The organism is Microcoleus sp. LEGE 07076, assembly GCF_015207455.1.
Taxonomy (GTDB): Bacteria; Cyanobacteriota; Cyanobacteriia; order Cyanobacteriales; family Microcoleaceae; genus Microcoleus.
The window spans coordinates 1-14260 of the sequence record NZ_JADEWV010000154.1; the positions used below are offsets into that span (position 1 = coordinate 1).

General features: G+C 44.0%; 10 protein-coding genes and 2 pseudogenes. 8 read left to right on the forward strand and 4 right to left on the reverse strand.

The genetic code is table 11. The features are described from left to right. The 5 genes and pseudogenes from IQ270_RS21645 to IQ270_RS21665 form a co-directional block, all read left to right on the forward strand. Positions 1–892: glycoside hydrolase family 10 protein (locus IQ270_RS21645; protein ID WP_193975274.1), on the forward strand; the 892-nt coding region annotated here is incomplete at its 5' end. Between the two features lie 14 nt (positions 893–906). After that, positions 907–1575 (forward strand): TIGR02117 family protein, encoded by a 669-nt coding sequence (locus IQ270_RS21650; protein ID WP_193975275.1) that lies wholly within the window; start codon positions 907–909, stop codon positions 1573–1575. 118 nt (positions 1576–1693) lie between these two features. Then, positions 1694–2462 (forward strand): annotated as a pseudogene (gene hisA / locus IQ270_RS21655) (1-(5-phosphoribosyl)-5-[(5-phosphoribosylamino)methylideneamino]imidazole-4-carboxamide isomerase). Positions 2463–2565: 103 nt separating this feature from the next. Next, the gene (locus IQ270_RS21660; RefSeq protein WP_193975276.1) at positions 2566–3978 is read left to right on the forward strand and encodes a cation:proton antiporter; all 1413 of its coding nucleotides are present in this window, start codon (positions 2566–2568) and stop codon (positions 3976–3978) included. A 95-nt stretch (positions 3979–4073) separates the two neighbouring features. Further along, positions 4074–4355 (forward strand): DUF433 domain-containing protein, encoded by a 282-nt coding sequence (locus IQ270_RS21665; RefSeq protein WP_193975277.1) that lies wholly within the window; start codon positions 4074–4076, stop codon positions 4353–4355. Between the two features lie 657 nt (positions 4356–5012). Here IQ270_RS21665 and IQ270_RS21670 read toward each other — a convergent pair. Both IQ270_RS21670 and IQ270_RS21675 read right to left on the reverse strand, forming a co-directional pair. Continuing rightward, positions 5013–7187, reverse strand: coding sequence for a glutamine synthetase III (locus tag IQ270_RS21670; RefSeq protein WP_193975278.1), 2175 nt, complete (start codon positions 7185–7187; stop codon positions 5013–5015). A gap of 910 nt (positions 7188–8097) precedes the next feature. Further along, on the reverse strand, positions 8098–8700 hold the full coding sequence (locus IQ270_RS21675) for a 2OG-Fe(II) oxygenase (protein ID WP_193975279.1): 603 nt from the start codon (positions 8698–8700) through the stop codon (positions 8098–8100). 93 nt (positions 8701–8793) lie between these two features. Between IQ270_RS21675 and IQ270_RS32395 the strand changes: the two genes are divergently transcribed. Next, on the forward strand, positions 8794–9612 hold the full coding sequence (locus tag IQ270_RS32395) for an ankyrin repeat domain-containing protein (protein WP_193975280.1): 819 nt from the start codon (positions 8794–8796) through the stop codon (positions 9610–9612). Between the two features lie 15 nt (positions 9613–9627). Further along, positions 9628–10023, forward strand: a complete 396-nt coding sequence (locus IQ270_RS21685) for an ankyrin repeat domain-containing protein (RefSeq protein WP_193975281.1) — start codon at positions 9628–9630, stop codon at positions 10021–10023. Between the two features lie 322 nt (positions 10024–10345). Here IQ270_RS21685 and IQ270_RS21690 read toward each other — a convergent pair whose 3' ends face one another. Both IQ270_RS21690 and IQ270_RS21695 read right to left on the reverse strand, forming a co-directional pair. Next, on the reverse strand, positions 10346–11428 hold the full coding sequence (locus IQ270_RS21690; RefSeq protein WP_193975282.1) for an ATP-binding protein: 1083 nt from the start codon (positions 11426–11428) through the stop codon (positions 10346–10348). Position 11429: 1 nt separating this feature from the next. Further along, on the reverse strand, positions 11430–12584 hold the full coding sequence (locus IQ270_RS21695) for an FIST signal transduction protein (protein ID WP_193975283.1): 1155 nt from the start codon (positions 12582–12584) through the stop codon (positions 11430–11432). A 489-nt stretch (positions 12585–13073) separates the two neighbouring features. Here IQ270_RS21695 and IQ270_RS21700 point away from each other — a divergent pair. Beyond that, positions 13074–13799: pseudogene (locus IQ270_RS21700) on the forward strand (IS1 family transposase). The last annotated feature ends 461 nt before the right edge of the window (positions 13800–14260 follow it).

Here is a 14260-nt window from a genome sequence, read left to right on the forward strand (position 1 = left end):
CCCATCACCCGGATTAAAAAACCGAGACATTCTCAAAGAAATTATAGCACAATCCCACCCAAAAGGTATAGCAGTAATTCCTTGGTTTGAATTTGGTTTCATGGCCCCCGCCGAATCAGAATTAGCCAGACTGCACCCCGACTGGTTGGCGAAGAGGCGCGACGGTTCAACTATTTGGAAAGAAGGCACCCACGAGCGAGTCTGGCTGAATCCATTTCATCCCGAAGTCCAGCAATTTATCTTAGATTTAATCCTAGAAATTGTCAATAATTATGATATAGATGGCATTCAATTTGACGACCATTTCGGTTTACCAGTAGAATTTGGCTACGAACCGCTAACAGTGTCAATGTATCAAGAACAAATCAAAAGCCCTCCCTCCGATGACCCCCGCGAAACCTTCTGGGTACGCTGGCGCGCCGACAAAATCAACGACTTTATGGGACGAATTTCCCGCGCCATCAAATCCCGCAAACAAAAATGTATTGTCAGCTTATCTCCCAACCCTTTTCACTTTGCTTTACCCGCCCACTTGCAGGACTGGTTTACCTGGGAAAGACGCGGCTATATCGAAGAACTTATAGTACAGGTTTATCGCAGCGATATCAAGCGTTTTAACGCCGAATTAGAACGGGAAGAAGTCAAATTAGCTAAAGAACACATTCCAACTGCGATCGGCATTTTGACTGGTCTTAAAAATAATTCTGTTCCTCTCAAACAAATTCAAGAACAACTGCAAGAGGTGCGAAAAAGAGATTTCGCTGGAGTGTCGTTCTTTTTCTACGAAAGCTTATCGAATTGGGCAAAGGAAACCCCCGAACAGCGCAATTCGGCATTGCAAGAATTCTTTCCCACAAAGATGCAGCGCCCGCCATCCGAAGGCAGAATTTGAAACCAACGGTTAAAATGAGAAAAATCATAAAGCGCTTAGGAATTGTCATCTTATCTTTTACCGCTTTCCTAACAATTGGCTATCTAACTCCCAGAAAGTGGGGAAATTACTCGCAAGCAGATTGCACAATCTCTCTATACATTTATAACGAAGGGATCCACACCGAAATCATTGTTCCAGTTAAAAATGAATATTTTGACTGGAATAAATTTTTACCGCTAACAGAAATAGGGCGGGATGCCACTTCTGATTATAAATATTTGTCTTTTGGGTGGGGAGATAGAGCTTTTATGCTGGAAACTCCCACATCAGGAAGTATCAACCCAGTTACAGCTTTCAAGGCGCTATTTCTCCCTACTCCCTCTACCGTAAACGTTCAAGGTTATCGAGTTTTTCCGCAAAACAAAGACACCAAATGTGTTAGTATTAGTGGATCGAATTATCTGAGAATGGTAGATTATCTTAAAAATACATTCCAATTAGAGGCAAAAGGTAATAAAATTAAAATTGGCTACGGCTACGGCAACAACGGCAGTTTTTATGAAGCAAGAGACAGTTACTCTATTTTGAGAACTTGCAACGACTGGACGGCAGAAGGTTTGCAAAAAGCTGAGGTAAATACTCCTGTATGGTCCACTCTACCGTCATCGATTATGTTTCATTTAAACAGCGGTTGTCAATGAGAAGAAGTCATTGGTTATTTGTTGGTGATAATAACGAGTAACCAATTCCCAATTCCCCATTCCCAATGCCCCATTCCCAATTCCCAATGCCCCATTCCCAATTCCCAATGCCCAAATTATGAATGTAATTCCAGCGATCGACCTATTGGATGGAAAATGCGTCAGACTCTATCAGGGAGACTACGCTAAGTCCCAAACTTTTAACGACAATCCCGTCGAAGTCGCCAGACAGTGGGTAAATGAAGGCGCGACAATGCTGCATTTGGTAGACCTCGACGGCGCAAAAGCAGGTCATCCTGTAAACTTAGCAGCTATTGAAGCCATTGTCCGCGCCGTAGACGTTCCCTGTCAATTAGGCGGGGGAATGCGCGATCGCGCTTCTGTTGCTGCTATCCTCAATTTAGGAGTCAGGCGGGCCATTCTCGGGACTGTCGCCGTCGAACAACCGCAATTAGTCGGCCAATTGTGTGCCGAATTTCCCGGTAAAATTCTGGTGGGAATCGATGCCAGAAACGGTAAAGTTGCTACTAGAGGCTGGTTGGAAAATTCCGAAGTTCTAGCAACAGAATTGGCGCAAAAAATGGCTCAATTGGGAGCAGCAGAAATTATTTACACTGATATTCACCGCGATGGTACTATGGAAGGGCCGAACTTGGAATCTTTGCGCGAAATTGCTAACGCTATTTCGATTGATTGCTTCGGGCGGCGTTAGTTCGATCGCAGATTTACTGAGTTTGTTGGCTTTGGAACCAATTGGCGTCAAAAGCGCGATCGTTGGTAGAGCAATTTATACCGGCGATATCTTGCTAAAAGAAGCTATTCAAGCCGTCGGACAAGGCCGGTGGCAAGATGTTCCGCCAGATTTGGGCTCTTCCAGTTTTGCTTGACCATCTAAATCCGCTGCCGCCAGCCTTAAAAAAACCGCAACCCTTGAATTTGTCTGCGTCCAAGATTATCTGATTTGAATGTCTTTCTTATCATCATTGTACCATGTTTTTTAACCCAACAATTACAGCTTTAAGTTCTGGGATAGCATCCTTAGCTGCTCCCATACCTTTGTTAGCAACAGTCGAGGCAGAAAATTCGCCCATCGTTCTGAGCGGAGTTCTGCTCAGTTTGGTAGTGATTTATCTTGCCAGTAAATTAGGCGCAGAAGCGGCTATGAAATTTAATTTGCCGCCAGTTTTGGGTGAACTTGTAGCAGGGGTGATTGTTGGCGTATCCGCTTTAAACCTGATCGTTTTTCCCGAAGGCGGACTGTCAGCTTCCGACTCAGGAATTATGACTGTTTTGCAGTCGATAAATTCTATGTCCCCGGCCTCCGTCACCAGCGTGTTTGAATCGCAGAGCGAGATCGTTTCTGTGCTGGCTGAATTGGGCGTGATTATTCTGCTGTTTGAAATTGGTTTGGAGTCGGATCTCAGACAACTCAAAGAAGTGGGAATTCAAGCCACCTTTGTCGCTGTTGTCGGCGTAGCAGTTCCCTTTGCTGCAGGTACTGCCGGCTTGATGATAATTTTTCACACGGCGGCGATTCCGGCGATTTTTGCCGGGGCTGCTTTGACGGCAACCAGCATCGGGATTACATCGAAAGTTTTGTCTGAATTGGGAAGGCTGAAATCTAAAGAAGGTCAAATCATTGTTGGTGCAGCAGTGATTGATGACGTGCTGGGAATTATTGTCTTGGCGGTAGTTGCTAGTTTAGCGAAAACAGGTGAAATTGATGTTCTTAATGTCATCTACTTGATCGTCGGTGCAACTGCATTTCTGCTCGGTTCAATTCTGTTGGGCGGCATCTTCAACAAAAGCTTTGCCTCAGCAGTTGAAAAACTCAAAACTCGCGGTAATATCGTCATTCCGGCATTTATATTTGCTTTCTTCATGGCTTTTATCGGCAACGCAATTCATCTCGAAGCGATTTTGGGTGCATTTGCGGCTGGTTTAGTGTTAGATGAAAGCGATGCCCGCAACGAGCTGGATGAGTTGATTAAACCCGTCGCTGATTTGTTTGTACCGATCTTTTTTGTGACGGTGGGAGCGCGCGCCGACTTGGGCGTTTTGAACCCAACAGTGCCGGAGAATCGGGCGGGACTTTTGATTGCCGTGTTTTTGATTGTAGTAGCGATTTTTGGCAAGTTGGTGACTGGTTGGGCGGTGTTCGGTCAGCCTGGAATCAATCGATTGGCGATCGGAGTCGGGATGATTCCTCGGGGCGAAGTCGGGTTAGTTTTTGCTGGTATCGGTTCGGCTAGCGGGGTTTTGGATAAACCGCTGGAAGTTTCGATTATTATCATGGTGATTCTGACGACTTTTTTAGCACCGCCATTTCTGCGGATTGCTTTTGGCGATACGGTAGAACCTCCTGCTAGCGGGGAACTTTCTAGTGAGAAATTAGGTTTGTAGTGAGGACTTTAGTCCTAGCTGGTTCCCAGGCTGGAGCCTGGGAACCAGTTAAAGCACTATAATTGTGGAAAATACTTAATCTGGTATTTGCAGTTATGGTTCAAACAACAGAACATCTTTACATTGTCAGAGATCGGCAAATTTTGAGCGGTGAGCCGATCGTCAAGGGCACGCGGACATCTGTTAGGGCGATCGTTGAAACTTGGCATATGGGCATTTCACCAGAAGAAATTCCCAATGGTTTACCTCACCTAACGCTGGCACAGGTATTCGATGCGTTGAGCTATTACAGCCACCATCAAGATCAGATTAACACATATATTGAACGCAACCGAATTTCTGATAATTTAATTGACCCGTTGGTGCGAGATTTCTGAGTAATTTATTCATTTGTTTGTACCTGGATGAGGATGTTAATGTATTATTGCCTTTCTCACAAAGATGAGGTGCTCTCGCGGGCATAGGGCATAGGGCATAGGGTATACCTCACCACGCTTGAGAACCGCTATACAAGCTTAATTTGATACCTCACGAACCCACTACGGCGTAATTTAGGCTTTTCGTCGTCCACCCCAAGAAATATCACAACGATTATTAGTAATTTTGAATCAAGTAACGGCGGATGAGATGGAAAATCAGGTTCGGTACATCTGATTGCTCAATCTGTAGGCTGTGCAACGCGATCGTCCTCGATTGCTACTCATTTTATATCAATTCCTCTCTTCATCGTCCTGTATTCATTTCTCTTTGATCTGTCTGTGTTCTATGTGTTCTAAGTCCGGTTAAATCACCTGACGATGCAACCGGAAACGATATTACTCGTTACCAGTAGTGCCTGGTAACGTAGATCCGGAGGAAGATCCTCCATTTCCCAGCCGAGGCTCTTCCTCTGGGTATGGGTTTCAAGGCTGTGCCTTGGAACCAGTTAAATTAGGTAATTGACCGGAAATAATATGAAATTAACCTGCAATTTATCAAAAAAAAATAAGGACACGGCACTGCCGCGTCCCTACAGAAATTAACCGAACTTGCGATTACTTAACAAACAGCATTTCTTGATAAGTAGGCAACGGCCACAAATCATCAGCCACTTCAGCTTCCAAAGCATCCGCATACTGGCGAACCTCATCCATCAAAGGACGAATTGTTTGCGAAGCGTACTGCATGTGGTCGTCTGTCGAAGCAAAATCGTGCTTGCTCAAAGCATCAGTCAACTTGCTCGCAGTATCAATCATCGACTTAAGCAGCGTCGCTACTTTTTGGGCAGTTTCCTTGGACAGTTCAATTCCCATCTCTTTCAAGCGAAGAATCGTGCTGGAAAGCTCCGACAAATAGCTGACTGCTGCCGGATAAATCAGCGTTTTTGCCATGCTTACTACCAGTTTCGCTTCGACTTCAATTGCCAGCACATACTGCTCTGCATAAACGTCATAACGGCTTTCCAATTCAACAGGAGTCAATACACCTGTCTTTTCAAACAAATCCTCAATGTATCCTTCCTTCAATACGGACAAAGCATCTGCCGTAGTCCGCAAGTTGGCTAAACCGCGTTCTTCCACTGCCATTTTATGCCATTCTTCAGAATAGCCGTTGCCACCGAATACCACAGCACCATGCTCGTCCATCACTTCTTTCAGGACATTTTGGATGGCAGTATTCAGTTCAGTTCCGTTAGCCAAATCGCTTTCTAACTTGTTAGCAACCCAGTCTAAAGAATCTGCCAAAATTGTATTCATCGCCACCAGCGGGCCGGAAACAGACTGACCGGAACCTACGGCACGGAATTCAAAGCGGTTTCCTGTAAAGGCAAAGGGCGAAGTCCGGTTTCTGTCGCCGGCATCCTTCATGAAAGTAGGCAGTGTTTCCACACCTAAATTCATGATGCCTCGACCTTGAGAACCCTTAATTCCTCCCTTGCTAATTTGCTCGAAGATATCTTCTAATTGCGAACCCAAGTAGACCGAGATAATCGCTGGCGGAGCTTCATTGGCACCCAATCGGTGGTCGTTGCTGGCAGTCGCAACTACGGCGCGCAGCAAGGGGCCGTATTTGTGAACGCCGCGAATCACAGCGCCGCAGAAAATCAGAAATTGTACGTTGGAGTGCGGTGTATCGCCGGGGTCTAATAAGTTGCCTTGGGTGGCATTGCCGACTGACCAGTTGACGTGTTTGCCGGAACCGTTGATTCCTGCAAAGGGCTTCTCGTGCAGCAAGCACATAAAACCGTGTTTCTTCGCTGTGTTGCGGAGAATTGTCATGGTTAATTGTTGGTGGTCGCTGGCGACGTTTGCTGCTTCAAAAACTGGTGCAATTTCAAATTGACCGGGAGCTACTTCGTTGTGGCGGGTTTTGGCAGGAATTCCCAGGCGGTACATTCTTTCTTCTACTTCCTGCATGAAGATTTGAACGCGCTCTGGAATGGCTCCAAAATAGTGGTCGTCAAATTGCTGACCTTTGGCGGGAGGTTTGCCAAACAGGGTGCGACCTGCTAGTAGTAAGTCGGGGCGGCTGTTGGCAAAGTTTGAATCTATTAGGAAGTATTCTTGCTCGGAACCGCAACTGGAATTTACGGGAGCAACTTCGGTATTTCCTAATAGTTTCAAAACGCGGGTTGCTGCTTTGTTCATGGCGGCAATGGAGCGCAACAGCGGCGTTTTTTTGTCTAGGGCTTCACCTGTCCAGGAGATGAAAACAGTGGGAATGCACAATGTCATGCCGTTGTCTGTTTCCATGACATAAGCAGGGCTGGTGACATCCCAGGCTGTGTATCCGCGGGCGGCTGCGGTGGAACGGATGCCGCCGTTGGGGAATGACGAGCCGTCGGGTTCGCCTTGTACTAGCAGTTTGCCGGCAAATTCTGAGATGACTGAGCCGTCGCTTTGGACTGAGATGAAACCGTCGTGTTTTTCGGCGGTGCTGTTGGTGAGGGGGTAGAATACGTGGGCGTAGTACAGTGCTCCTTTGGAAATAGCCCAGTCTTTCATGGCTACTGCAACTACGTCAGCTACGGATTCGTCTAGTTTTTTGCCTGTTTGAACTGTATTTTTTACTGATTTAAAAATACTTTTGGGCAAACTCTCTTGCATCTTGCTGAGAGTGAAGACATCTGTTGCCCACATATCTTCTAGTCGTTTCGGAGGCTGGGTAGGTGTCAGTTTGCGGTTGACAATTTGAGAAATTGCTTGAACGCGCGATTGGTTTCCACTCATGGTTGTTTTTATTGGGATTAGGGAACGAGTAGTTGTGAAAAATAAGGGTTAGCACCAGTCTAACCGTTGAGGAATATGTTGGATTTACTCAACATTTTTAGTCAAGGCTAACTTTATGGAGAATGCCTTTTTTGGCTGGCTCTAATAGATTGGAGGAGCGTGGCTTAATCGCTTCGCTGTCTGTGTTGCTAAGAATCCAGTGTGATATAGATGCGGTTGGATTTCGGTTATTAGCAAGAAAATAGATGACTAGATGCTGTACTAACTTTACTTCACATCATAGATGTCGCGGCTGCACAGATTTGGTATCTAATTTTCACCCTGGTAAGCTCAAAAATTTGATGCGAGTCAATTCCGATTAATTCTGGTCAAAACTACTGATGGTTTTTAACGGTTCGACGATCGATAAATCGCAGTCTGGCAAATAACGCACTCGTTTATGGTTTTGGAGAATTATGGATAGTACACAATCTACACTTGGAGAGTGTAAGCAATGATTAATGAAATTAATGTAGCCTAAGCTACAGAATATTATTTTTTTGCCGATCGCCCGCGCATCAGGGTAGGATTTGAGTTGTCGGGTGTCACGGGGGCGTGTTAGATCATTTCCGGTTACACCGTCAGGTGATGTTGACTGTTGACGGTTGACTGTTGACGGTTGACTGTTGACTCGAATTTATTATTCCGATGAAGAGAGGATTTGATATTATTCGATCGATCGGCTCTCCTGAGCTTTTGGTGATAAGTTAATCTAATGTCGGGTAATAGGTAATGGGTAATGGGTAATAAGTCCCGAATCGATCGCCAATTACCTTTTTCCCAATTACCCCGCTGCTAAATATACATTTTTCCCCAAATATCCGAAACAGCGGTTAATTCAACGGAGATGATATCAATTTTGTGATACACCTCACTTAGTTTTTGCTTTCATGGCCCTAGATTCCACCGTAAATCCGGGAATATCTTGCAATTGTGTGGCGTTCAAACTGTACTGTTCGCAAACCAAACTTAAACGAGTTCCGGTACTTGTAACCGCGTTGACAGAGTGAGTCAAATCTCCTTGAAAATACACTAGCGAATTGGCTTGTGGCTTAATCTGTCCGACTTGCTGTTTGTTGCGCCGCAGCATTAACTCTCCTCCTTGCAAGTTCGGGGGCACTTGCACGTATAAAACGCTGACGGCGGCGGGTGGTTCAACGGTTTTGCAGTACGATCGCAAAGATCGATCGATATGCGGATCGACGCGGGAACCTTCACCCAGCAACAAAGGGTTGAGGTAAAAAGCGTTGCATTCAGGCTGTAATGCTAGGTCGAGATAGGGTTTGAACAAGGGAAACCGCCGTTCTACTTCGCCGATTTGGGAACGCTGAAACACCACCGAAAAGCCTTTTGTGCCAATGAAATCGCGGTTGAGGTTGTTGATTGCTAGATATGGGGATGCTAGAATTGCTCCTCGCAAGTCGTTGAGGTAGTCGATCGAGAAAGCGTTAGAATGTTTGCTGTAGTATTTCAAGGCGCTTAAAAATCATTAAAGTTTAAGGAAACAGCGGATCGGAATGCAGCAATCGCTAATATTTGGGATTTTTTGGTTCCTCGCCGGGGATATGTGGAAGTTTCGCAAGCGAGTAGCAAGGGCACAATGGCAGTGCTAAAAATTATAGTCGATCGCATCAGCTATTTTCTGAGAGTTATGCGTTTCTTTCGTTTTGGCTGTCTTGGTATTTTAGGCTTGTTAATTATCCTCTCGGTTGCGCCCCGAGAAATTATGAAATCGGGTATTCGCAGGGCTGAGCTCAGTCCAGATGGCAAATATTCGATCGCCGTTGTCAGGTATCCAATGCTGTTTGCGATGCCCGGTGGGGGCAGCGATGCCCCCTGCGATGTATTTCTGTTCGATGCCTCTGGAAGAGAGTTGAAGAGTAAAAGTTTTGAGATGGTGCAGCTTGTGTCTGTGGGTTGGGAGGGCTCTCGGGTTGAGGTTGGGATGTTCGACAAGTGGGAATTGCCCAAAATAGATAATATCAACATTCTGCTGTTTAGTGCTGCTTACACGGGCAATTTGGCGGAAGTCGAAAAGCTGTTGGCAAAAAATGCAGATATTCATTTCAAGACTTATTTAAACCAAACACTGTTACACGCGGCTGCTTTTGGAGGGAATCAGGCAATTGTCCAATTGTTTCTGCAAAAAGGATTGAATGTCAAGGAACTCGACAAATCAGGAAAAACTGCCCTGCACGCGGCAGCCGCAGGACGAGGTAGCGGGGCGATGGCTTACGCCCCGCTACGCTACGATTTATTGATTGCCAGCGGTGCAGATATCGAGGCGATCGATCGCACCGAAACCGCACGCACAGCACTCTATATCGCAGCAGAAAGCGGTAATTTTGAAGCAATGAAAATCCTGATCTATCGAGGTGCTAATTAAAAAAATGACCAAATTTTGTTTGCTGTAACTAATCGGTTGAAACCGGGGAAACAGAAACTAGAGATAGTTGAATTAATCCTAAAAAATAAAGCCCAAATTCCCAAAGGATTGCTGTACAGTGCCGTGTCTCGGGGAGATATTGACCTTGTGAAATTATTAATTGAGCGCGGTGCCGATTCCAACGAGCCCGATCCTTACGATAGTAGCACTATTTTGATGAGAATCCTGCAATCTAACACTGGTATTTCCCAGGAATTAAAACCAGAGTTAGTTAAGCTATTTATCTCAAATGGTGCGGATGTCATCGCGCGCAATAAAAATGGTGAAACAGCTTTAAGCATTGCCGAAAAATCATCTACTCCAGAAATTGTTAACTTGCTCAAACAGAAACAGCACGGCGCTATAATTTAAACAATTTGAGGCATAATTTAAAGATTTAATAAGCACAGGTTAAAGGTTTAATAAACTTAGGTTGCATCTATAGCGAGCCTAAATCATTTGTGTAATTATTGTAGGGGTAGTGCCCCGTGCCTACCCCAAATCTTTTGGGTCAGCACGGGGGCTGACCCCTACAGTTTTTGTACAAATCATTTAGACGCGCTATATTCTAGATTCTACTCTGCTGCTAGTAACTGCGATCGTACATTTTCAAAACTTAGCCAGCGAATTGAAAAAAGTTAACTATACGGGTGCCTTGGGCGATATAATGTTACTTTCTGCTGTAACAACTTGGTTAAACCGAATTACAGACTTGCTTTTTGACAGGAATATGAATCACAAACTCCGTTCCTATTCCTGGAGTTGAAAAACACATTAGCTTACCACCATGTTTTTCATTGATAATCTGGTGACTAATCGCCATTCCCATTCCGGTTCCTTTACCAATCGGTTTTGTGGTAAAAAAGGGATTAAATATTTGTTTTTGAATTGCTTCGGGTATTCCCAATCCCGTATCCGCGATCGAAATCTGCACCCATTCTACATCAACCACTGATGTGGAGATAGTAATCTGACTAGAATTTTTTTTTATTTCTGGAACCGTTCGTTTTAGATTTAATTCTTCAATGGCATCAACAGCATTAACCAGAATATTCATAAACACCTGATTCAGTTGTCCGGCATAGCACTCCACCAGCGGCAATTTGCCGTAGTTCCGAATCACCTGAATCTCTGGGTATTCGGGTTTATTCTTCAGACGATGCTGCAAAATCAGCAATGTACTATCAATTCCTGCATGAATATCCACCGGCTTAAACTCAGCTTCGTCTATTCGCGAAAATATCCGCAACGACAGGACTATCTTGCGGATTCTGTCTGTTCCTAGCTTCATAGAAGTCACGATTTTGAGCAAGTCTTGCTGCAAAAAATCTAGGTCGGTAGCCTCAACTTGCTCCTGAATTTCAGCTACCGGATTGGGGTAGTGATGCTGATAAAGTTGCACGATATTCAACAGGTTTTGAGCATAGTCCTCAAGGTATGTGAGATTGCCATGAATAAAGTTAACTGGATTATTGATTTCATGGGCCACTCCCGCTACCAGTTGCCCAAGGCTGGACATCTTTTCAGCATGAACGAGTTTGGCTTGAGTGCGTTTAAGTTCGATCAGAGTCTGTTCTAACTGACGTTTTTCTTTGACTTCTGCTTGAGAATTTTCTAGCTCGTTGATAATTTGTCGGAGCAAAGACTCTTTCTTTTGATTCGTTTGCTCGAGTTCTAAGCAAGTTGTCTCCGATCGCTCTAACTTTTTTCGCAAAATCCGATTTTCTTTTTCAAGCTGCTTAATTATTGTGCGATCGTCTATTTGTTCTGACTGCATTTCAAACTTCTCCTAGTAACAAAGTAACAAATGTTTCATTGTGAAAATAGGAGATGCCCCGATCTTCTAAGGGGGAAATTTCCCCATTGGTGTAGAAGCCACAACTCGGTAATGCTTGGCTCAAACAGGTTTGAGTTAGTGCATATTCTTCTTTGGTGCGAGTACCTAAAATTTGTCGGCGGCTGGCGCAGGAAAAATACAAAGCAGCCGCTGGTTCTTTGCCGGGATAATTTTCTAAGGCTTGCATCATCGATGTTCGAGATGCAGATAGAATACTGTCGTGGGTGGTTTCGGTAATTTGAACGATCGCTCCTTCTGGAATATCCCCAAAAAAAGTCACGCTGCCAATTTCTGAATCATAAACTCCGCTGGGTGCTCGCATATAGTAATGAGTTTCGTTGGCATCAAAAATGGCTAGGGGATATTCTGAGGACGGCGGCATTTTTCCCAAATAGTGATGATAAAATTCTAGAGCAGGTTTATCGTCGATTTCGTAGATTACGTTTTGGGAAGCTTTGGTAACTTTACCTCGCTTACCAATGGGATGCCAACCGCTAGCAATACTATGAGAAAATAGAATCGAACCTGAAATTAAGAGAATGGGAATTGCATCGCTCAAAACTTCGGTTTTGTAGAACTGATAGGTTTGTTTGAACTGCCACCTATCCGCCGTGAGACCCCCAAAAATAGGTATTTTCCCCCCTAAAGCTTGATTCAAGCTATCTAAGGTCAAAACGGCGCTGGTGCTGAGACTTTCTGGCAAGGTAATACAGAGTTTAATCTCTTCTGTATTGCCTGTTGTTGCTTGAAAAACAGCGGTTTGAATAGCGGTGTTCAAGTCCTGGGAAATGTCTCTTCCAATTCCAGCACGAATCGCGATCGTGTCCGAACAAAATAGCATCAGAGTCAGTGAATCTTGTTCAAACCCTAAAATAGAAGACATTTCTCCATCAGTTGTGCCACCAATTAGCTCGATTCCGGGATAAGTCTCATTAATTTGATTTAAGATGAGAGTATGTTCAAAGTCAATGGCAGCGAACAATATACCCGCTTGAGGAGATGCTTTCGACAGGGATTGCTGGCATTGTTCTAGGACTTCTGTTATGGCCGAGAGAGAGTCAGGATCGTTGCTATGACCAACCACCGTTTTTAACATCGGTTTAGTCCAATAATTGTACTGTAAGTACAAATGTACAGGTAACAGCTATGCGTCAGTGAAAATACTTATAAGTAGATGCTTATGAATATAAATCCAGAAAAAAGACCTCAGTCTTTAGACTTAAATTTCGATCGGAGGGAAGTGGTAAGCTTGAATGAACGATCGCTTTTCAAGCGATATTGCAATTCTAACATACTTGTTTAGTTAGGATTAAACCTTTGCAATCAATATACCATACTGAGCAACTGAAAACCGTAACAAATTGCAATTTATTTTAAATTCGGGAATGGGATATGGAAAATTGTGTTGGCGGGCGATCGACCTTGCTTGGCGTTGAGTTACAGCTACTGCAACGCCCCATCCATATTTTCTCACCCTAGAGCACTCCTAAATCCGGTTTAAATACCCTCTTGGGAGTTGCTGAATTAGGGTATGATAATTATACTCCAAGCGCTCAGCAATAACCCTTCAAAAAACGCAGAGCTTATTCAATGTCCTGAATGTCAATCTAATTATGTCAATCAAAATGCTCAGAAAAAAGGTAAACATAATTATATTTGTGTCGGTTGTGGCAGACAATTTATAACCAACGTCATAAAGGTTAATCGGAAGAAGTTAAACGTGAATGTCTCAAAATGTATGTCAATGGTATGGGTTTTCTAGCAATTGAGAGGATTAAAAAAGTACACCACACCAGCATTATAAATTGGGTAAAGCAAGTAGGAGAATTGCTGCCTGATGCTTGCGAACCAGAGACAATTCCCCTAGGGGGATAACTTGATGAACTAGAAACATTTGTTGGTCAAAAAAGATAAAATTTGGCGAGCGACGGCAGTAAATCACTTTCAGCCAGGGATTTTAGGATGGGTATTGGGAATTCATAGTGCTATAAATTTTCGGCCACTATGAAAGTTGGTTAGCAATTGGAAGTGTTACTTTTATATCACACATGGATGGCCAGTTTACCCCATGTTTATGCCAGATGGAAACCAAATTATCTGTAAAACTTACATGACCAGAATAGAGGGCGAGAATACGCGAGTAAGACATTATTTGGCTCGACTTCATCGCCAGTCAGTGTGCTATTATAAGTCGGCAGAAATGCTTAAACATTCAATTCAGTTAGCAATTCATTATCTTAAGTTTGGGGAGTTTCCGGTTCCCTATCCATCCTATGATTTCAATCGCTCTCAAACGAGGCAGATCGGGTAACCAAAACATCCCTTGACCGTATTGATCACACCTAAATTCAGCAATGCAGACATTTGGATAGTAAAACAAAGTTTGTAGTGAGGACTTTAGTCCGAAGCCGTCAAAAACTAAAGTCCTCGCTACAAACTAATTTTATTGTCGTCATTCTATCGGGTACGATCTAACTCAATACAGTTGAATTAAGAAAAATCTGACTTGCCCAAAATGGCTGTATTGCCAGAAAATCGTCAGATGAAATTCATCAAAAGCGTTAAGTAAACCGGATTGACTTATCATCCACTTGATTAAGAGAAGAGTTTTGAACCACAGAGGGCGCAGAGGGCGCAGAGGGAAGAGTATTGCGAGGGTTTTGGATGTCGTAAAAAACTTTTTATCCCTCCCCTCTCTGTGTTCTCTGTGTTCTCTGCGGTCAAATCTTCTTAAGATCTACTTCACCTCTTTATTATCCAAAAATCGTCAGA